Origin of the sequence: Pseudomonas sp. PDM16 (genome assembly GCF_014851865.1) — a bacterium.
Taxonomy (GTDB): Bacteria; Pseudomonadota; Gammaproteobacteria; order Pseudomonadales; family Pseudomonadaceae; genus Aquipseudomonas.
Genome location: NZ_JACVAM010000001.1, coordinates 1,202,200 through 1,221,825, shown reverse-complemented (window position 1 = coordinate 1,221,825; position 19,626 = coordinate 1,202,200). Strand labels below are relative to the sequence as shown.

General features: G+C 64.2%; 16 protein-coding genes. 9 read left to right on the top strand and 7 right to left on the bottom strand.

Going from position 1 to position 19,626, the window contains the following annotated elements:
• Positions 1–158: 158 nt before the first annotated feature.
• Both IB234_RS05630 and IB234_RS05625 read left to right on the top strand, forming a co-directional pair.
• Positions 159–1,967: a molecular chaperone gene (locus tag IB234_RS05630; protein WP_192315171.1), complete on the top strand. Its 1,809-nt coding sequence runs from the start codon at positions 159–161 to the stop codon at positions 1,965–1,967.
• Positions 1,968–2,031: 64 nt separating this feature from the next.
• A complete protein-coding gene (locus IB234_RS05625) occupies positions 2,032–4,098 on the top strand; it encodes an EAL domain-containing protein (protein WP_192315168.1) in 2,067 nt (688 codons plus the stop codon).
• A gap of 55 nt (positions 4,099–4,153) precedes the next feature.
• Here IB234_RS05625 and serB read toward each other — a convergent pair whose 3' ends face one another.
• Entirely contained in the window at positions 4,154–5,368 is a 1,215-nt protein-coding gene (serB, locus tag IB234_RS05620; protein WP_225580249.1) for a phosphoserine phosphatase SerB, read from the bottom strand.
• A gap of 146 nt (positions 5,369–5,514) precedes the next feature.
• Here serB and IB234_RS05615 point away from each other — a divergent pair, with 146 nt between their 5' ends.
• Positions 5,515–7,080: a histidine kinase gene (locus IB234_RS05615; RefSeq protein ID WP_192315164.1), complete on the top strand. Its 1,566-nt coding sequence runs from the start codon at positions 5,515–5,517 to the stop codon at positions 7,078–7,080.
• Positions 7,077–7,619: a metal-dependent hydrolase gene (locus tag IB234_RS05610; RefSeq protein ID WP_192315161.1), complete on the top strand. Its 543-nt coding sequence runs from the start codon at positions 7,077–7,079 to the stop codon at positions 7,617–7,619. Before IB234_RS05615 ends, IB234_RS05610 begins: the two co-directional genes overlap by 4 nt.
• Here IB234_RS05610 and waaA read toward each other — a convergent pair.
• Together waaA and IB234_RS05600 are read right to left on the bottom strand one after the other, a co-directional pair.
• Positions 7,593–8,864 (bottom strand): lipid IV(A) 3-deoxy-D-manno-octulosonic acid transferase, encoded by a 1,272-nt coding sequence (waaA, locus tag IB234_RS05605; protein ID WP_192315159.1) that lies wholly within the window; start codon positions 8,862–8,864, stop codon positions 7,593–7,595. The genes IB234_RS05610 and waaA overlap by 27 nt on opposite strands.
• A 34-nt stretch (positions 8,865–8,898) precedes the next feature.
• The gene (locus IB234_RS05600) at positions 8,899–9,783 is read right to left on the bottom strand and encodes a LysR family transcriptional regulator (RefSeq protein ID WP_192315157.1); all 885 of its coding nucleotides are present in this window, start codon (positions 9,781–9,783) and stop codon (positions 8,899–8,901) included.
• 83 nt (positions 9,784–9,866) lie between these two features.
• Between IB234_RS05600 and IB234_RS05595 the strand changes: the two genes are divergently transcribed.
• The 4 genes from IB234_RS05595 (at position 9,867) to IB234_RS05580 (ending at position 13,221) form a co-directional block, all read left to right on the top strand.
• A complete protein-coding gene (locus tag IB234_RS05595; RefSeq protein WP_192315155.1) occupies positions 9,867–10,199 on the top strand; it encodes a DMT family transporter in 333 nt (110 codons plus the stop codon).
• A 58-nt stretch (positions 10,200–10,257) separates the two neighbouring features.
• A complete protein-coding gene (locus tag IB234_RS05590; RefSeq protein ID WP_192315153.1) occupies positions 10,258–11,433 on the top strand; it encodes an FAD-dependent oxidoreductase in 1,176 nt (391 codons plus the stop codon).
• On the top strand, positions 11,430–12,227 hold the full coding sequence (locus IB234_RS05585; RefSeq protein WP_318651977.1) for an aldo/keto reductase: 798 nt from the start codon (positions 11,430–11,432) through the stop codon (positions 12,225–12,227). The genes IB234_RS05590 and IB234_RS05585 overlap by 4 nt, the downstream gene beginning before the upstream one ends.
• An 88-nt stretch (positions 12,228–12,315) precedes the next feature.
• Positions 12,316–13,221 carry a metal ABC transporter ATPase gene (locus IB234_RS05580; RefSeq protein WP_192315149.1) on the top strand — a complete coding sequence of 302 codons (906 nt, stop codon included), beginning with the start codon at positions 12,316–12,318 and terminating at the stop codon, positions 13,219–13,221.
• Positions 13,222–13,252: 31 nt separating this feature from the next.
• On the opposite strand, the gene hldE is transcribed toward IB234_RS05580, so the two are convergent.
• The 4 genes from hldE to msbA form a co-directional block, all read right to left on the bottom strand.
• Positions 13,253–14,674 carry a bifunctional D-glycero-beta-D-manno-heptose-7-phosphate kinase/D-glycero-beta-D-manno-heptose 1-phosphate adenylyltransferase HldE gene (gene hldE, locus IB234_RS05575; protein WP_192315146.1) on the bottom strand — a complete coding sequence of 474 codons (1,422 nt, stop codon included), beginning with the start codon at positions 14,672–14,674 and terminating at the stop codon, positions 13,253–13,255.
• A 77-nt stretch (positions 14,675–14,751) separates the two neighbouring features.
• Positions 14,752–16,152: a PIG-L deacetylase family protein gene (locus IB234_RS05570; RefSeq protein WP_192315144.1), complete on the bottom strand. Its 1,401-nt coding sequence runs from the start codon at positions 16,150–16,152 to the stop codon at positions 14,752–14,754.
• Between the two features lie 42 nt (positions 16,153–16,194).
• Complete coding sequence (locus IB234_RS05565) at positions 16,195–17,091, bottom strand: GNAT family N-acetyltransferase (RefSeq protein WP_192315133.1); 897 nt, start codon at positions 17,089–17,091, stop codon at positions 16,195–16,197.
• The gene (msbA, locus tag IB234_RS05560) at positions 17,091–18,920 is read right to left on the bottom strand and encodes a lipid A export permease/ATP-binding protein MsbA (RefSeq protein WP_192315131.1); all 1,830 of its coding nucleotides are present in this window, start codon (positions 18,918–18,920) and stop codon (positions 17,091–17,093) included. Before msbA ends, IB234_RS05565 begins: the two co-directional genes overlap by 1 nt.
• Before the next feature lie 35 nt (positions 18,921–18,955).
• Here msbA and IB234_RS05555 point away from each other — a divergent pair, with 35 nt between their 5' ends.
• On the top strand, positions 18,956–19,570 hold the full coding sequence (locus IB234_RS05555) for a lipopolysaccharide kinase InaA family protein (RefSeq protein WP_192315129.1): 615 nt from the start codon (positions 18,956–18,958) through the stop codon (positions 19,568–19,570).
• Positions 19,571–19,626 lie beyond the last annotated feature (56 nt).

Here is a 19,626-nt window from a genome sequence, read left to right as displayed (position 1 = left end):
CTCGGAAGGTTCCGAGGCATATGCGGGCCTTGCACTCCAACGCCCGCAAAGCTTCGTCAGCCCTGTTAAGGGCTGCGACTCATCCGCGATGCTGCTAGAGTTCCGAAAAACCCGCCGGCCAGGACGTCACCCCGCTCGCTATGGACCCCTTGTAAGGTATGGATAAACAGAGCCCTCACCTGCTCCTGCGTGTACCCACCCCCGACAGACAGGGCTTGTCCTTCTGCGAAGCCAATCCGCGCGACATGAAGCGCTGGATAGCCGGCCTACCGAAAGCCAATATCGGAGAAACGGCGCGCCAGCTTTACCAGGGCCTGATCGAGCTGAACCAGCTGATCACCCCTAGCGACAATCGCCTGCAGATACTCGAGCTGCTGCGACCCGAAGTTCACTTTGTCAGCACCCATCTGGAACGCCACTTCCTCAACCAGTCCATCGTCCTAGACGAGCGCCCGCGCAAGGTCGCCAACCTATGCCAGGCCCTCCAGAACCACATGGCTATCGGCTACAAGCTGATTATCGCGCAGGAGCTGCCCCGCCTCTCCAAGGAACGAGCACAGCTGCTCACGGTGGCCCTGCAGCGAGCAAGCCACGCGCTATGCGGCCCACTCGTTCGAGCCAGCCAACTGTACTGTCCGGTCCCCGAGGGACTGTGGCTGGAGTTGCACCAGCTGTACCGCATCGCCCGCCAACATGGCCTGCATCAGGTACAGGTACGCGACGGGCTGGCACGCAACGGCACTAGCCTCAGCCACGAGCAGATCTACATCGGCGCACTACTGCTCGGCTGCGCCCGCTGCAACCAGATGCGTCAGAGCGGCATAGCGCGGCTGGCAGAGGCGGTAGAAAGCTGGAGCAAGATGGCCACACTGCACAGTGCGGACGCACCAAACAGCCTTTTCGCGGTCGCCCCGCAACTTGACGGCCCGCCCCGCTACAAGTCGTTATTCAGCGATACCGAACTCAACAGCCTGCTCGGCCTCGACCCACAGGCACTGGTCGACGCCATCAAGGAGCACCTGCTGCTGCCTCCGGACAGCCCCGAGCTGAATCGCCTGCAGGTGCCGGAGGGAATGTCGACCGACCTTCTGCAACATCTCACATCCGCCTGGGGGGACATTGCGGAGCGCACGTTCCAGCGTACCGCCGGTCGCGGCAGCCTGACGGTGTGCATCGGCATGTCGGCAGTCCACTATTACCTCGCGGGCAAGCGTAATTTTTCCGACGTACTCAAACAGGAAGAGGCTCCACGCGCCGCACAATTTGCGACCAGCACCAGTGACAGCAGCAAGGACGTGTGGGCCAACGCCTTCGACGCTCAACGCGAAAGCCAGTGGGAAAACGGCATTCCGATGGAGGTCATTCAGTACAAGAGCCACCAGCGCCCGGGAGAGCCGACCGAGCCGCCGCCGGAAACCTACCCCACTTTCGAAGTACCCATCGTCAATCACAGCCCCGGGGGATACTGCCTGAGCTGGCCGAAGGAAGTGCCTGCTCAGCTGCAGGCCGGCGAACTGCTGGGCGTGCAAGATGCGCCCGATCAAACCTGGAGCGTGGCGATAGTCCGATGGGTACGCCAGGTCAGAGGGGGAGGAACGCAGATGGGCATCGAACTGATCGCGCCCCACGCACAACCCTGCGGAGTCCAGCTGGTACGCAAGAGTGATCAGAACAGTCAATATCTGCGAGCCATGCTGCTGCCAGAGATCCGCGTGATCTCCCGCCCCGCCACGATCATCACCCCGCGCCTGCCGTTTCAGGAGAGCAACAAGGTGATCATCAATCGCAGCGGCGACGAAACCCGCGCGATCCTCAGTCGCAAGCAGACCAGCACTGGCAGTTTCAGCCAGTTCGAGTACCGGCTTCTCGACGAAGCCAACCCCACGTCCGGGACCTCCGTCACAGCTCCGAACACCCCGGACAAGGGCGGCGATGAAGACTTTGACTCACTATGGAAGTCGCTGTAGGCTGCCGAAAAAGCCATCCGTCGCCTTTTTTTATCCGCTCTTCGGCAATATCTGAAAAAACCTCATGGCCATCGAAAAAAAAACCATACGGCTGCTGATTCTTGAGGATTCGCAGAACGAGGCCGAGCGCCTGGTTAGCCTGTTCAGAAATGCGGGGCACGCCACCCGAGTGCATCGCATTACTTCCAGCGACAATCTTTCGGAAGCCCTGCAGAACAGCTGGGACCTGCTGATCAGTGCACCGAGCAGCGATCATCTGGACCCAAGCGAGGCGATCAGCGCTATCCGCCGCCAAGCGAAGGACATTCCGGTTATCCAGCTGGTTGCCGACAATGACTCCGACACCATCACTGAAGCGCTGACCCTGGGCGCCCAGGACGCCCTGCCCCAGGGCGAAGACGAGCGACTCATCCTGGTCGCCGGGCGCGAGCTGGCCAACCTCGAGGAGCGCCGCTCACGGCGTGCAGCCGAAGTGGCGCTGCGCGAAGCGGAGAAGCGCTGCCAGCTGCTCCTGGACAGTTCGGTAGACGCCATCACCTACGTCCACGATGGCATGCATATCTACGCCAACCGCGCCTACCTCCAGCTATTCGGCTACGAGGACGCGGACGAGCTGGAAGGTATGCCCATGATCGACCTGATCCACTGCGACGATCAGTCTCGCTTCAAGGACTTCCTCAAGGGCTACGCCAGCGGCACAGGCAGTACCGAGCTCAGCTGCGCCGGGGTCAAGCCCGACGGCCAGCGTTTCCAGGCGCGCATGACCTTCTCACCTGCCGCCTATGATGGCGAGCCCTGCATCCAGGTCGTGATTCGCGCCGAAAGCGATAACGCGGAGCTGGAAGAGAAACTGCGCGAAATCAGCAGTCAGGACCTGGTCACCGGCCTGTTCAACCGCTCGCATTTCGTCGAACTGATGGACACCGCAGCTCAGAAGGCAGTGAACGAGGGGCAGGTATCCAGCCTGGCCTATGTCCGCACCGACCGGCACAGCGAAATCGTCAGCGAAGTGGGTCTGGCCGGCATCGATATTCTGCTCGCCGACCTGGCTGTCATGCTGCGCGAACACTTCGGCGCCGGCGCCCAGCTGGCGCGCTTCGGCGATGACGTGTTCACGCTGCTGCAACCGGGCGTCACGCCAGAGCAATGCGCTGAAAAGCTGTCACCGCTACTGAAAAAGGTCGAAGGCCATCTGTTCGACGTTGCCGGCCGAACGGTGCAGACGACACTGTCCATCGGCATCGCAGGCCTCAGCGAACAAACCAGCAAGGCGCAGGAAGTCATCGACCGCGCCCACCGCTGCGCCGATGAACTCGACGGCAATGCCATCAAGATCTACAACCCGGCCGACGAGCTGGCGGCGGCGGCGAGCCGCGGCAACCTGGTGGCCATGGTGCAACAAGCCCTGGACAACAACAGCTTCCGCCTGCTGTTCCAGCCCATCATCAGCCTGCGCGGCGATAGCGATGAGCACTACGAAGTGCTACTGCGCCTTCTCAACCCACAAGGCGAAGAAGTCCCGCCGGTCGATTTCCTCAACGCAGCCAAAGAGGCCGGCCTGGCCGAGAAGATCGATCGCTGGGTAATCCTCAACTCGATCAAGCTGCTCGCCGAGCATCGCAGCAAGGGCCACAGCACCCGGCTGTTCGTCCACCTGTCCGCCAACAGTGTGCAGGACCAGACTCTGCTGCCCTGGCTCAGCGTGGCCCTCAAGGCCGCACGACTGCCGTCGGACTCGCTGGTGTTCCAAATCAGCGAGCCGGACGCGGTGGCCTATCTCAAACAGGCCAAGGCGCTGACGCAGGGGCTGGCTGAGCTGCATTGCAAGGTGGGCCTCGGCCAGTTCGGCTGCGCCATCAACCCCTTCAACACACTCAAGTACCTGAGTGTCGACTTCGTGAAGGTGGACGGCTCCTTCTCCCAGGATCTTTCCAGCGCGGAGAACCAGGAGGCGCTGAAGACGCTGTTGGCCAGCCTGCACGCCCAGGCGAAAATGACCATCGTGCCCTACGTCGAGAGCGCCAGCGTATTGGCGACGCTCTGGCAGGCAGGTGTCAATTACATCCAGGGCTACTACCTGCAGGGCCCGAGTCAGTCGATGGACTACGACTTCTCCGCCGGAGATGAGTGATCCAGCCCTATAAAAAAGCCCCGCAAAGCGGGGCTTTTTTATTCCGGCCCGAGAATCAGTCCTGACCGTCGCGGTCGCGGAAGCCCAGCAGGTACAGAATGCCATCCAGACCCAGAGTGGAGATCGCCTGCTTGGCCGACTGCTTGACCAGCGGCTTGGCGCGGAAGGCTACGCCGAGGCCGGCCAGGCCGAGCATCGGCAGGTCGTTGGCGCCATCGCCCACGGCGATGGTCTGTTCCAGGCGCAGGCCTTCCTTCTCGGCCAGCTCGCGCAGCAGATCGGCCTTGCGCTGGGCGTCGACGATCGGCTCGATCGCCACGCCGGTGACCTTGCCATCGACAATCTGCAGTTCGTTGGCGAACACGTAGTCGATGCCCAGCTTGGCCTGCAGCTGCTTGGCGAAATAGGTGAAGCCGCCAGAGAGGATGGCGGTCTTGTAGCCCAGGCGTTTGAGCTCGGCGAACAGCACCTCGGCGCCCTCGGTCAGACGTAGCGAAGCGCCGATCTCGGCCAGAACGGTTTCCGGCAAGCCCTGCAACAGCGCCATGCGTTCCTTGAAGCTAGCGCGGAAATCCAGCTCGCCGCGCATGGCGCGCTCGGTGATCTCGGACACCTTGTCGCCGACGCCATGAGCCTTGGCCAGCTCATCGATGACTTCCGCCTCGATCAGCGTGGAATCCATGTCGAACACTGCCAGGCGACGATTGCGGCGGAACACCGAGTCGCGCTGGAAGGCAATATCCACATCGAGTTCCTGAGCTACGCTAAGGAACTCGGCGCGCAGCGCGTCGACATCGGCCGGCTCGCCGCGCACGGAGAACTCGATGCAGCCCTTGCCCTGGTCGTCCGGCATGTCCAGCGGCATGCGCCCGGACAGGCGATCAATATGGTCGATATTCAGGCCGTACTTGGCGGTGATCGAGCTGACCCGCTGCAGCTGCTCGGCGGTAACCTTGCGGGTCAGCAGGGTGACCATGTAGCGGGTCTTACCCTGACCACCGACCCACTGCTGGTAGTCCGCCTCAGAGACCGGAGTGAAACGCACCTGCTGGTCCAGCTTGTAGCCGGTGAACAGCACGTCCTTGAGCACAGAGGAGGCCTGCTCGGTATCCGGGATCTCGACCAGGATGCCGAACGACAGGGTGTCGTGGATCACCGCCTGGCCGATATCGAGGATGTTCACCCCGCCCTGCGCCAGCACGCCGGTGATGGCCGCGGTCAGGCCCGGGCGATCTTCCCCGGTGATGTTGATCAGGACGATTTCGCGCAAGGCGCACACTCCAGCTTGCAAATGGGTCAGCGAAAAGGCGCACATTCTAACCCGTTTCGCCTGGCGCAGGGCACGGGCGGCGCTTTGCCCGCTGGGGGGCGGTGGTTATACTGCGCGGCAATTTCATTCGAGAAGAGCCGAGCTCTGTGAACCGGCCCGTTCAGGTAAAGCCCGACAATTTCTTCCTGCTGCTGTTTAATGCCCTGCGCCAGCGTCGCGTGCCGCTCGCCCTGCGCATTGCCAGCCACAGCCTGCTGCTGGTCGCCCTCGCTCTGGTGATCTACGCCTGGGTCATGGGCATGCAGTTCAAGCAGGCCATGCAGCAGCAGGCCGACGCACTCGGCCAGAGCCTGACCGTGCAGACCGCCGCCTCGGCCACCGAGCTGCTGGTGTCCAACGACATCCTCAGCCTCAACGTGCTCCTCAGCAACCTGGCGAAGAACCCGCTGGTGGCCCATGCGGCCATCTACAGCGTGGACAACCGCATCCTCGCAGAGGCCGGCTCACGCCCAACCCAGAGCATCCTCGGCGAAACCGAGGGCCTGTACTCGACGCCGATCACCTTTCAGGAAGTGATCGCCGGCCAGCTGAGGATCAGCCTGGACATGCAGCAGTTCCAGCAACCGATGACCATCAGCCTGCAGAGCATGGGGCTGCTCAGCCTGATTCTGCTGGCCCTGGCCATGTCGCTCAGCCTGCGTCTCGGCCGGCACATCTCCACACCCTTGATGCAACTGCGCGTCTGGTTGCGAGACCCCGATGACCCCGCACCGGGTGCCGCTCGCCAGGACGAAATCGGCGACCTCGCTCGCCAGCTGCAGGCCCGACTGGTTCCGGAAAAGCCAGAGCCAGAGCCGCACATCGAAGAGCACGACGAGTACGCCGATCTCAATCTGGATAGCGAACAGGATTACCACCAGGAAGACCTCCGCGAACCCGAATTCGACACTCCCGACCTGCGCGCCGGCCTGGATGACTACGACGAGTTCGACAAGCCGATCCAGCGTGCCGTCTCCGTCGAGCGCCATGACGAAGACGATCCCTTTGCCGACCTGCGCGACCTGCACCAGGACGTCGAAGCGCGCGAGCAGTTGCCGACACCGCAAGCTGCTCCGACCGAGCCTCAGGAACAGGAGCAAGGTCAGATCAACACTGCCGTGCTGGCCATCCAGCTCGGCGCCCAGGAGCAGCTGCGCCACCTGCCCCGCTCGCGCCTGATGGAGTTGCTGCAGCGCTATCGCGACTGCCTGGAAAAGGCCGCTGCGCTGTACCAGGGCAAGCTGTATACCCTCAACGACGGCAGCAGCCTGATGCTGTTCTCCAGTGAGCACAGCGACGAGGACTATCTGACCCACGCCCTGTGCTGCGGCGAGCTGATGCGCGCCCTCGGCCATGCCCTGCAGATCGAGGTGGCTGATAGCGGCATCACCCTGCAACTGCAGCTAGGCCTGACCAAGACCGACGAGGAGCTCAGCCCGAGCCAGGCAGAACTGCTGCTCAGCGAAGTCGCCCAGGATGCCCTGGCCCTGGCCCAGCACAGCCGCAACCTGCTGCTGGTACAACGCAGCGTCGCCGACGATCCGCTGTTGCGCCAGCGCGCGCGCATCCGCGCCATCGCCAGCCCGGAGGGCGCCAGCTGCGTCGAGCGCCTGCTCGAACCCTACCCCTCGCTGCTGGAGCGCCAGCTGGCACGCATGCACGAGCATTCGTGACCACGCTGATCACCCATCCGCTGCCGGTCCTGGCCCTGGGACTGGCGCTCGGGCCGCAGGTAATACCGCCGCGCCTGCTGCTGGCCGGATTGCTCTTCACCCTGCTGCCGGATGCCGATGTGCTGGCCTTCAAGTTCGGCATCGCCTATGCCGACGCATTCGGCCATCGAGGATTCAGCCACTCGCTGCTGTTTGCCGGAGTCTGTGGCGTGCTGGGCGCACTGAGTTGCCGTCTGCTCGGCTGCGGGCCGCTCAAGGCCTTCTGCTGGATCGCCCTGGCCAGCGCCTCGCACAGCCTGCTGGACGCCGCTACCGACGGTGGCCTGGGCGTGGCCTGGCTGTGGCCCTGGAGCGAGCAGCGCTTCTTCCTGCCGTGGCGGCCCATCGAGGTATCGCCCTTCGTGCATGGCTTCTTCAGCCAGCGCGGGATCGATGTGCTGATCTCCGAAGCGCGCTGGGTCTGGCTGCCCTGCCTGGGCCTGGCTCTGGGCGGAACGGCGCTGCGCCTGCTGTTACGCCCGCGCCAGCAGGCGCTCTAGCCCAGCCAGCAGACGCGCCAGCGCGCCCTGGTTGGCGCGTAGCACGCCCAGCCCGGCCTCGGCCATACGCGTCGACTCACCCGAATCAGCGAACAGCGCACGCAACGCCGCATGCAGCTGAGCGGCATCCTGCACTTCGAGCAGATCACCGGCCGCACGCAGCTGCGCGGCGATCTCGAGGAAGTTGAACAGGTGCGGGCCGCTCAGCAGCGGCTTGCCCAGCGCCGCCGGCTCCAGCAGGTTGTGCCCGCCATTGGGGATCAGGCTGCCACCGACGAAGGCCAGGTCGGCCAGTGCGTATAGGAACAGCAGCTCGCCCAGAGTATCGCCGACCAGCACCTGCACATCCGCCGCTACCGGCTCGGCGCTGGAGCGGCGCACGACGCTGAAGCCCTCGCGCCGGCTCATCTCGTAAGCTTGCTCGAAACGCTCGGGATGGCGCGGCACCAGAATCAGCAACGCATCGGCATGCTCGCTCAGCAACTGACGATGCGCGGCCAGCACCACCTCATCCTCGCCGGCATGGGTACTGGCGGCGATCCATACCGGTCGTGCCGCCCCCCAGCTCTGCCGCAGCGCAGCAGCACGTTGCGGCAGCTCGGCATCCACGCTCAGATCGAACTTGATCGAGCCGGTGACCTGCACGCAGTCGGAGCGCGCGCCCAATTGGCGGAAGCGCTCGGCCTCAGCCTCGGTCTGCACGGCGATCAGCGACAGCTGGGCGAGCATCGGCGCGGTCAGCCGCGAGAAACGCGCATAGCCCCTTGCCGAGCGCTCGGACAGGCGCGCATTGGCCAGCGCCACGGGAATGCCGCGGCGATGGCAGGCGGCAATGTGGTTGGGCCACAGCTCGGTTTCCATGATCACCGCCAGCCGCGGCTGCAGGCGCTGGATGAAACGCGAGCAGGCCCAAGGCAGGTCATAGGGCAGGTAGCAGTGCTGGATACGCTCACCGAACAGCGCCTGGATACGCTCGGAGCCGGTCGGCGTCATGCAGGTGACGGTAATCGGCAGCTCGGGATGGCGCGCCAGCAGCTCGCGGATCAGCGGCGCGGCGGCGATGCTCTCGCCCAGCGACACGGCATGAATCCAGATGCCACCCTGGCGGAACGCCGGCAGGCCGAAGGCGAAGCGCTCGCCAATGCGTTTGCCGTAGGCCGGAGCGCTCCGCGCCCGCAGCCACAGACGCAGGAAGATGAACGGCAGGGCCAGGTGCAGGATCAGGGTATAGAGGGTTCTGTTCATGGGCGCGCAGCTTAACAGAGCGTCCCGCGCCCGATCAGCCCATCGCCTGCAGGTGCTCGGCGAAGGCCTCGGCCAGCCACAGCGCAGCAGGCCCCAGCGCCTCGTCACGGCGGCAGACCAGCTCCACCAGCAGCGGCGGCGGCGTCCAGTCGCAACTCAGCTCGACCAGCTGGCCCTGATAGGTCGGGTACTGCACCACGTGGCGCGGCAGCCAGGCCCAACCCAGGTTACGCATCAGCAGTTCGGCCATGGCGTAGAAGCTGTCGGCGCGCCAGACCGACGGGCTGAGCTGCTCGCCGCCGGGGTAGTGGCTGTCCTGCGGCGCCATCAGTAGCTGTCGGTGACGCGCCAGCTCGCGGCGATCGACCTGACCCAGCGCAGCCAGTGGATGCCCGGCGCCGCACACGGTCACCAGCTCGATGGTGCCCAGGCGCTGGCGCTCCAGCGCGGCCGGCATGTCCTCGTGGTGGAACAGCAGGCCGAGGTCGGCACGGCGCTCCAACAGCTTGCGCGCCACATCGCCCTGGGCGCCGCTGGCCAGCTGCACCTCCAACAGGGGGAAAGCCCTGGCCAGTGCCTCCAAGCTGTTCAGCACCGGCTGATAGGGCATCGCCTCATCCTGGGCCAGGCGCAGGCAGACCTCCTCACCACGCACCAGGCCCTGGGCGCGCGACTGCAGGCGCTCCTCCTGGCGCAACAGCTCGCGGGCCTCCTCCAGCAGGGCGATGCCCGCCGCCGTCAGCCTTGGCTGGCGGCCACTGCTGCGCTCGAACAGCAGCACGCCAAGGTCAGTCTCCAGCAGGGCGATGGCGTTGCTCACCGCCGATTGCGCACGGCGCATGCGGCGCGCCACGGCGGAGAAGGACTGGCCCTCGGCGACCGCAACGAACAGGCGAATCTGCTCCAGGCTCCACTGCATAACCCATCTCCATACAAGATAGGTAATGACTTTACCCCATCACCCACGAATCTAGAATGGCGCGGTTCAACAGGAGAATCGACATGACCGGCTATCTCTACCTCGCCATCGCCATCACCGCCGAAGTGATCGCCACCACCTCGATGAAGGCCCTCGACGGCCTGAACAAACCCCTGCCGCTGGTGCTGGTAGTGGTTGGCTACGCCATCTCGTTCTGGATGCTCAGCCTGGTGATCAAGACCATCCCCGTCGGCATCGCCTACGCCGTGTGGGCCGGCCTCGGCATCGTGCTGGTGAGCATCGCCGCGACCTTCCTCTACCAGCAGCGCCTGGACCTGCCGGCCATGCTCGGCATGGGCCTGATCGTCAGCGGCGTGGTGGTGATCCAGCTGTTCTCGCAGACCGCCGGACACTGATCGGGCGTACCGCGCCGCTCGCGTTATACTGCCGGACCGTTTTGCAGCGAGCCCCGGCATGTCCCAGTCCCTCAGCACCGATATCCTGATCGTCGGCGGCGGTATCGCCGGCCTCTGGCTCAATGCGCGCCTGCGCCGGCTCGGCTACGCCACCCTGCTGGTGGAAAACGCCGCGCTGGGCGGCGGGCAGAGCCTGAAGTCCCAGGGCATCATCCATGGCGGCGCCAAGTACGCCCTGCATGGCGCGCTGACCGGTGCTTCCGAAGCCATCGCCGACATGCCGCGGCGCTGGCGCGAGGCCGTGGAAGGCCAGGGTGAACTGGACCTCACCGGCGTACGCCTGCTCTCCGAGGCCCACTACCTGTGGTCGCCGGGCAGCCTGGCCGGCAACCTGACCAGCTTCTTCGCCAGCAAGGCGGTGCGCGGCCGTGTCGACCAGGTCAAGGGCGACCAGCTGCCACCGGCGCTGCAACATCCCAAATTCAAGGGCAAGGTCTATCGCCTGGCCGAACTGGTCCTCGATGTGCCCAGCCTGATCGCGCGCCTGGCGGAACTGGCCGGCGACAGCCTGCTGGCCGGCCGTGACATCACGCCGCTGCGCGAAAATGACGAGCTGGTCGGGCTGAATGTCGACGGCCGCGAGATCCGCGCCCAGCGCGTCGTACTCGGCGCCGGCGCCGGCAATGCTGCGCTGCTCGCCACCCTAGGCGTGGAGCAACCGCGCCAGCAGCTGCGCCCGCTGCACATGGTGCTGGTCAAGGGTAAAAGCCTGAAGCCGCTGTATGCCCATTGCCTGGGCGGCGGCCCCAAGCCGCGTATCACCGTGACCAGCCACCCGGCCGCCGACGGCCAGTGGGTCTGGTACCTCGGCGGCGACTTCGCCGAGGCCGACGGCGTGGCGCGTAGCGAGCCAGAGCAGATCGCCGCAGCGCAGAAGGAAGTGCAGCAGTTGTTGCCCTGGGTCGACCTCTCCGACGCACGCTGGGCCACCTTGCGCGTCGATCGCGCCGAGCCGGCACAATCCGGCCTGGTGCGCCCGGACAACGCCTTCCTCGCCGAGCAGGGCCGCCTGCTGGTCGGCTGGCCGACCAAGCTGGCGCTGTCGCCGGACTTCGCCGACCGCGCCATCGCCGCTCTCGAGCGTGACGGCATAACTCCGGGCAGCCATGCGGCAGCGCCGGCACTGCCACGCCCGCCATTGGGTACACCGGTGTGGGAGGAGTTGCTGCCGTGAGTCTGCACGACCTGCATCGCCCGCTGGGCGACACCGGCCTGCTGGTCTCGCCGCTCGGCCTGGGCACGGTCAAGCTGGGCCGCGACCAGGGCGTGAAGTACCCCAACGGCTTTACCATCCCCGACGATACCGCCGCGCGCGCCTTGCTCCAGCAGGCCCGCGAACTCGGCATCAACCTGATCGACACAGCCCCCGCCTACGGTGTCAGCGAACAGCGCCTGGGCCCACTGTTGCGTGGCCAGCGCCAGGACTGGGTGATCGTCAGCAAGGTCGGCGAGGAGTTCGAAGCCGGCCAGTCGCACTTCGACTTCTCGCCGCAACACGCGCGTTTCTCGGTCGAACGCAGCCTGCAGCGCCTGGAGACCGACTTCATCGACCTGGTACTGGTGCATTCGGACGGCAACGACGTAGCAGTGCTGCGCGACAGCGGCGTGTACGAGGCCCTGGCCGAGCTCAAGCGCGAGGGCAAGATCCGCGCCTTCGGCCTCTCCGGTAAGACCGTCGAAGGGGGCCTGCTGGCGCTCGAACAGGGCGACTGCGCCATGGTCACCTACAACCTCGCCGAGCAGGGCGAACGCGCCGTGCTCGACCATGCGGCCAGCCACCACAAAGGCATCCTGATCAAGAAAGCCCTGGCCAGCGGCCATGCGGTGCTCGCGGGGAAAGATCCAGTGCGCGCCAGCTTCGAGCTGGTCTTCGGCCACCCCGGCGTCAGCTCCGCCATTGTCGGCACCATCAACCCGCAACATCTGGCGGCAAATGCCGCGGCCGCCGCTGCGGTTATCCGCGGCTAAACTGCAAGGCTCCGGGCGCGGTCAGAACTTCAACCCGCCCCATCCATCTGATGCAGCCCACCCCATTGCTGCCGACTGAGGAGCCGATATGTCGAGACTGCTGGCCCGCAAGGCCCCCGGTAACTTCAAGACCCTTCCGCTGCACGTGGAAGCCACAGCAGACGGACTCAACTACCGCAGCCTCGGCCTGCCACTGAACTTTGCCCAGATGCTCGAACGGCGCCGCCCGGTAGAAGCGGCCGACAGCCAGCGCTTCGCCCTGGAGCTGGCCAATCTCGGTGTATCGGTGCGTCTGACCCTATCCTGGCAGGGCCGAGATTACTGGCTGCTGGTACGTCAGCGCCGTCCGGACCGCGGCGACGTGGTACTCAAGCTGATCTCCGGCTATGTGCCGGCTCACGAGCTGAATCTGCCGCTGCTCACTGCCATTCAGGAGGTTGCCGAAGAGTGCCTTATCGAGAACGACGGCACCTGGCTGGCTGGCCGCTACGCCGACACATGGCTGCCAACCCCCTATCAAGGCGCGTTGCGCTACCGCGAAGGCGACCACTTCCGCCTCACACCACTTTCCGGCGCCGCACGCCCGGTGCAATGCGGCAACCTGATGCTGATGGAGCGTCCGCGGGCCTATGTGCATCTGCCGACGGCCTCCCTACAGCTGGTCTATGACCTGCACCTGGAGCTGCCGAAAGACTGCCGCCAGCCAAGTCTGTTCCATGTCGACGAGCGCCTGGAGGACGAGCAATTGGTGGCCTGCCTGGAGCGCCGCCGGCCTGATCTTTATCTGCTGCCGCTGAAACAGGGCAAGCCCACCGACGAGCTATTCACCCTGCGCAGGGGCGAATTGCTGCCGGCCAGTACCCGTGGCGTCTGGCTATCGGAGAGTTTTGCCGCGCAGGACGGCTGGCTGGTACGCGACGAGCGCATCCACTGGAAGGACTGGCAGGCCCGCCTGAACCAGGCGGAGAAGGAACCCGGCCGCCTGGCCGGTTAGCAAGAGCGGCCACCCATGGTGGCCGCGGAGGTCACTTGTTGCGGATCTTCTCGACGATCGCGGTGGTGGAGCTGTTCTCCACCAACCCCAGCACCCGCACCTCGCCGCCATAGGCGCGGACGATATCCGCACCGACCACCTGATCGATGCCGTAGTCACCGCCCTTGACCAGCACGTCCGGCTGAACCGCACGCAGCAGATTCTCGGGCGTGTCCTCGCTGAAGCTCACCACCCAGTCCACAGCCCCAAGGCCAGCGAGTACGGCCATGCGCCGATCCACCGAGTTGATCGGCCGGCCAGGCCCCTTCAGACGCGACACCGAGCCGTCGTCGTTGACCGCCAGCACGAGACGGTCGCCCTGCGCACGCGCCTGCTCTAGGTAGGTCACGTGGCCGGCATGCAGGATGTCGAAGCAACCGTTGGTGAAGACGATCTTCTCGTCATGGGCACGCGCATCTTCGATGGCCACCAGTAACTGCTCCAGACTCAGCACGCCACGTTCAGAGCCTTGCTCGCGCTGCACGGCACGACGCAGTTCCGGGGCGCTGATGGCGGCGGTACCCAGTTTCCCAACCACAATGCCGGCGGCCAGGTTGGCCAGAGCCACGGCTTGCGGCAACTCCTCGCCGGCGGCGATGGAGGCAGCCAGAGTGGAGATCACGGTATCACCGGCACCAGTCACGTCGAACACTTCGCGAGCGCGAGCTGGCAGATGCAGCGGTGCATGCTGCGGGCGCAGCAGTGTCATGCCGTGCTCGCCACGGGTGACCAGCAGCGCACCCAGCTCAAGCTCGCGCATCAACCTGGCCCCCTTGGACACCAGCTCGGCCTCGTCGGCGCAGTGCCCGACGATGGTCTCGAATTCACTGAGGTTGGGCGTAATCAAGCTGGCGCCGCGATAGATGGAAAAATCCTTGCCCTTGGGGTCGGCCAATACAGCGATACCACGAGCCCTGGCCAACTGAATCAGCGCTTGATGGTTCTGCAGAGCCCCTTTGCCGTAGTCGGACAGCACCAGCACCTTGACCCCGGCTAGCAGGCCGTCGACATCCTGGGCCAGTGCGACGGCATCGGTACGGAAGGGCTCCTCGAAATCCATGCGTAGCAGTTGCTGATGGCGGCTCATGACGCGCAGTTTGACAATGGTCGGCTGGTCGTCGATGCGCTGGAAGTGGGCTTTCACGCCGGCGGCATGGAGGCTGTCCGAAAGGCTTTCGGCCGCCTCATCCTCACCGGTCACACCAACCAGCAGTGCCGGCGCCCCGAGCGCTGCAATATTCAACGCGACGTTGGCGGCTCCACCTGGGCGATCCTCGATCTGCTCGACCTTGACCACCGGTACCGGCGCCTCGGGAGAGATGCGCGAGGTACCGCCATGCCAGTATCGGTCGAGCATGACATCACCCACCACCAGAACGGGGGCTTGGTCGTAACGGGGCATGGACAGCTTCATGAATACTGAACTCTCGACAGAGTGGGAGCGGCAAAAATCGCCGCGGATCATAACACGCCAGGTGCGAGCAGCCGGCCTCACTCGCCCAGTGGGCGCACCCAGAACAGTTCGTGACGGCGCACTGCCTTGCGGAAGAACTCGTCCTCGCCGGTAACCGGCCAGCGCCGGCCGGCAAGCAGGCGCTGGATCTGACGGCGCAGGCGCTTCTTGCCCGCCAACGGCGATTGCAGATCGTGCTGCATGGCCAGCGCCATGGCCTTATCGAGCTGCGTCTCGGCGGACAGGACCGGGCTCCACAGGGCGTCGGCCGGAAGGGCGACTATCGCCGGAGGCAGGGCGATGCCGTGATTTGCCGGCCCCATGGGCCAACGATCGTTGTCGTGCAGGTGGTTGGCATAGAGCAGCAGCATCTGCGGCTGCCAGTCGCTGAGCTGAACGGCTTCGAGTAGCGCGCGAGTACTGGCAACGTGATCGCTGTGTGGATCGAGCTGCGGGTGCGGAGTGACCAGCACCTCGGGCCGAAAGTGTTCGAGCAATGCGGCCAGATCGGCTACCAGGTTACGCCATGAGGGAGCGCCGTCGGCATCGCCAGGCAAGGTCAACGGGTTGTGAAGACGCACACTGCGGATATCTGCTTCACCCGACTCACGCGAGGGAAAGGCCTGGTCGGGTGCATCGGCCATCGCCGGCAATTGCAGGCAGTAGTAGCCGAGTTGCACGCAGCGGCTCTGCGGCACCCCGCCCCAAAGTGGTACGGCCAGGCTGTCCCATGCGCGCAGACGACCCTTGAGCGTCGCCGCCAGCTGCGTCGAGAGCCCCAGACGCCGATAGCTCTCGGCCTCGATCTCACCCTGGGTCAGCGTGACAATACTGGCCTGAGAGCAACGACTGTACAGGCCGAAGGCGGCCAGTTCCGCGTCATCGGCATGCGGGGCGACAACCATGATCCGTCGCTCGGCATAATCCGGGTTGGTCATGGCGAACAGGCGCCCTTCCCTGCCCAGCCGACAGAAACGCTCGCGCAGGCGCAGCGTGCCAGCGCGCAATGCATCCCCCTGGCCCGACAGATTGAAATAGCGCAGGCCATCGACGCGACGCTCCAGGTCCTGCCGGTCATCGCCCAGCCGAACTCGCGGATCGAGAAAGCGGCCCAGCCAGGTCGCGGTGACCTCCAGCTCTAGGACCAGTGTTTCCGCACTGCCAAGCTCGCCATCGATACGCAACTGACCATCGGCGATACGCGCCAGCAGGCAGGGCGTTCCAGCGGGGAAATCGTAGTGGTAGTCGTCGTCCGGCGAGTAGAAGAGGTGGTCGGCGAACCAGGCCTCATGGGCGACCCATGCAAGCGCCAGCAGCAGAGGTACACACCACCAGGCGACGAATACGCCGAGCAACACCATCAGCAGCAGCGCCACCAGCATGGCAATGCGCTTGTTGCGACGATGGCGTTTGAGCAGTTGCTGCTTGCGACCGGTCATGATGTCGTCACCCGTTGCTATCTGTGTGCTCGCAAAGCACCGCTACACCTGATAGGCCGGCACTCGGTGGCACCAGCGGTCCTTATACTCACGATCAGCGCGACCGAACGAATAGCGCAGCGGTTTACCGATGGCGCGCGCCTCGGCCCATGCGTCCTGCGTATTGACGTAGCTGAGCACGCTGCCAGGGCTGAACTCACGCTGCTGCGGATCGACCCCGCCATTGATGTACTCCAGACTAATCCATCTGGGTGCCTCGACCCGATATAGCACCTGGATCGCCACAGGCTCGTCGTTGAGGTAGACCAGCGAGCCCGTCATGAATTCACGCAGCAGACCGAAGACCTCGACCAGACGCTCCTTGCCTGTGGCCTCGAAGCCCCAGCGGCGGTGAAACAACTCAATGTAAATACGCGCCTGCTCCTCGGCCGTCAGCTCCAGCATTGGCCGGATCACCCCACCAGCCTCTTCCAGCAGGCGCTGCTCGCGCCGCTGGTTGTAGCGGAACTTCTTGCTGTACTCCTCCGGCTCACGAGCCAGAGCCAGGCCTTCAGGCTGTTCGCGCAGGCCGACAATGGATTCGGCATTGAGCTGAGAAAGATAGCGCGCCTTGTGGCGTAGCGTGATACGCGCCCCTTCGGCGACAGGCAGGATGAGTTCGGCGTTGCCCAGATCGAACAGACCACGCTTACCGTGCTTCTTCAGCACATCCTTGGACAGTGCCAGGTGGCGCCCCCAGGCAGGAATGGCAGCCTGCAGCTCACCGTCCTGCTCGCAACCCAGGTAGCGAACCGGGATGCCTGCCAGGCCGGCCAGACGCTCGACCACCTGCGGATGGGTGGCAACACTGCCACCGAAGCGGTGCCAGGTAGTGGCATAGGCGCAAGCATCAATCTCGCACCAGCCACGCTCGCGGTAGCTGCGCAGAAATTCCAGCATCAGGCACCCTGCTCCAGCGCCTGTGGCGACTCGCCGTCCTCCTCGAACTGCTTGGCATGCAGGCGGGCGTAGTAGCCATTCTGCGCCAACAGTTCGGCATGGCTGCCGCGCTCGACGATCTCGCCCTGATCCATCACCAGGATCAGGTCGGCCTTCTCGATGGTGGTCAGGCGATGAGCGATCACCAGGGTGGTACGCCCTTTCATCACCTCGTCCAACGCTCCCTGAATGTGTCGCTCGGACTCGGTATCCAGTGCCGAAGTGGCCTCATCGAGGATTAGCAACGGCGCATTCTTCAGCAGTGCACGGGCGATCGCCAGACGCTGCCGCTGGCCTCCGGAAAGCAGTACGCCATTCTCGCCCACCAATGTGTCGAAGCCTTCAGGCAGCTTGTCGATGAACTCGGCGGCATAGGCGGCCTCGGCAGCCTGGCGCACTTGCTCGGCCGATGAGCCAGCAAGATCGCCATAGGCGATGTTGTTGGTCACGCTGTCGTTGAACAGGGTGACGTGCTGGGTAACCAGGGCAATGTGCTTGCGCAGGTTGCGCAGGCGGTACTCTTCGATATCCAGGCCATCCAGCAGAATCTGCCCCTGCTCATGGTGATAGAAGCGCGGGATCAGGCTGGCCAGTGTCGACTTGCCGCTGCCGGAACGGCCGACCAGCGCGATCATCTGCCCCGGCTCGGCGACGAAGGATATGTCGCGCAGCACCGGCTTCTCGGCAGCCGGATACTGGAAGGAGAGGTTACGGACTTCGAGTCGCCCGCTGACGCGCTCGCGCTCCTGGGTTCCGTGATCCAGCTCGGGCTCTTCATCCAGTTGCTCGAAGATACTCTCGGCACCGGCCACCCCCTTCTGGACGGTCGAGCTGACTTCGGACAATTGGCGGATGGGCTTGGGTAGCAAGCCGGCCAGGGTGATGTAGGCCACCAGATCGCCGGTCGTGGCGTCACCGCGCAGCAACAGCACCAGGAACATCAACACGGCCATGGCGCTGTAGATCACCAACTGCAGGCTGGGCGTGTAAATCGCGTTGGTCTTGACCATGCGCAGCTGCTTGTCTCTGTTGGATTCGCTAGCCACCTGGAAGCGATGCCGTTCGTAACCCTCGCCACCGAAACTACGCACCACCCGATACCCCTGAATGGTCTCGGAAGCCACATGGGTCACGTCGCCCATGGAAACCTGAATCTTCTTGCTCTGCTTGCGGAATTTCTTACTGGCGCTGCCCACCATCACGGCGATAAGCGGCAGGATGGCCACCATCACGAGGGTCAGCTTCCAGTTCATCCACAGCAGAGAGGCGAACAGGAAGATCACTGTCATCCCTTCACGCACCACGACCTTGATCGCATCAGTAGCGGCGCCAGTGACCATCGTCACGTTGTAGGTGATGCGGGAAATCAGATGCCCGGAGTTGTGGTTATCGAAGTAGCGATTGGGCAAGGTCAGCAGGTTGTTGAATAGCGCGATGCGCAGATCCTGAACGAGCCCCATGGAGACCTTGGCCAAGTAGTAGTTGCCCAAGTAGGAGCCAACGCCCTGCCATAGAGCGATGAGCACGATCAGCAACGGCACCGCCAGCAGCAGCTTGAGATCGGCGATATAGGGTATGTTCGAGAGGAAGGGGGCGTTGGCGAAGAAGCTGGCGTCCGGATTCTCCAGACCATCTACAAAATACTTGAGCACGTACGCAAGCATGGGCTGGGTCAAGGCGAATATCAGGAAGCCAAACAGACTCACCGTGAACGGCATCCAATACGGCATCACATATTTCAGCAATCTCAGGTAAACCCTCAGGCTTGATTGCTGGTTAGAATTGGCCATTCGGCGAGCCTCGTACGACTGGCTAGAGAGAAAAGATGCGGATTGTAGCAGCGAACGAATTACAAGATTGGCTGAGCCAGGGCGAGGTGCTGGAAAAAGACAGCAATGGCCCCAAGGTAGTCCGTCGAGAAGACGGCACTCTGCTGAAGATTTTTCGCAGCCGCCGCACGCCGCTCCTGGCCCGCATGAGCCCAGATGCTCGCCGCTTCGCTGACAGGGCGACGCGCCTGAAGAGCCTGGGCATCAGTACGCCTGACATCATCGAATGCTGCTGGGTAGACCGTGAGAAGGCCATCAGCGCCTGTATCTATCACCCGCTGGAAGGGAGAGCACTGGACAAACTGTTCAATGCCTCCCGAGCGGAGTTTGATCAGCTACTGCCACGGCTCGCCAGCTACATTTTCAGGCTACATCGCCAGGGCATCTACTTTCGCTCGCTGCACCTCGGCAACGTCCTACTGACAACCGACGGTGATTTCGGACTGATCGACTTTCTCGACATCCGCTTCAAGAATCGCCCGCTGGGGCGAATGCTGGTGCGCAGAAACTTCCGCCACCTGCAGCGCTATCTCGAGCGCCGAAAGGTACAGGGATTTCCGTGGGAGCAGCTGCTAAGCCACTACGAGACAGCCAGCAAAGCGGGTAAGTGAGCATACTCCAGCCAAGAACTTGCCATCGAAACACCGAGCGCTTGGCACGTGCAACG

Bases quoted from the DNA above. Each gene is read 5' to 3' on its own strand.
- waaA (WP_192315159.1), bottom strand. From the start codon at position 8,864: ATGAACAGAACCCTCTATACCCTGATCCTGCACCTGGCCCTGCCGTTC.
- IB234_RS05630 (WP_192315171.1), top strand. From the start codon at position 159: ATGGATAAACAGAGCCCTCACCTGCTCCTGCGTGTACCCACCCCCGAC.
- IB234_RS05625 (WP_192315168.1), top strand. From the start codon at position 2,032: ATGGCCATCGAAAAAAAAACCATACGGCTGCTGATTCTTGAGGATTCG.
- hldE (WP_192315146.1), bottom strand. From the start codon at position 14,674: ATGAAGCTGTCCATGCCCCGTTACGACCAAGCCCCCGTTCTGGTGGTG.
- IB234_RS05580 (WP_192315149.1), top strand. From the start codon at position 12,316: ATGTCGAGACTGCTGGCCCGCAAGGCCCCCGGTAACTTCAAGACCCTT.
- IB234_RS05570 (WP_192315144.1), bottom strand. From the start codon at position 16,152: ATGACCGGTCGCAAGCAGCAACTGCTCAAACGCCATCGTCGCAACAAG.
- IB234_RS05595 (WP_192315155.1), top strand. From the start codon at position 9,867: ATGACCGGCTATCTCTACCTCGCCATCGCCATCACCGCCGAAGTGATC.
- IB234_RS05565 (WP_192315133.1), bottom strand. From the start codon at position 17,091: ATGCTGGAATTTCTGCGCAGCTACCGCGAGCGTGGCTGGTGCGAGATT.
- IB234_RS05555 (WP_192315129.1), top strand. From the start codon at position 18,956: ATGCGGATTGTAGCAGCGAACGAATTACAAGATTGGCTGAGCCAGGGC.
- msbA (WP_192315131.1), bottom strand. From the start codon at position 18,920: ATGGCCAATTCTAACCAGCAATCAAGCCTGAGGGTTTACCTGAGATTG.
- IB234_RS05600 (WP_192315157.1), bottom strand. From the start codon at position 9,783: ATGCAGTGGAGCCTGGAGCAGATTCGCCTGTTCGTTGCGGTCGCCGAG.
- IB234_RS05590 (WP_192315153.1), top strand. From the start codon at position 10,258: ATGTCCCAGTCCCTCAGCACCGATATCCTGATCGTCGGCGGCGGTATC.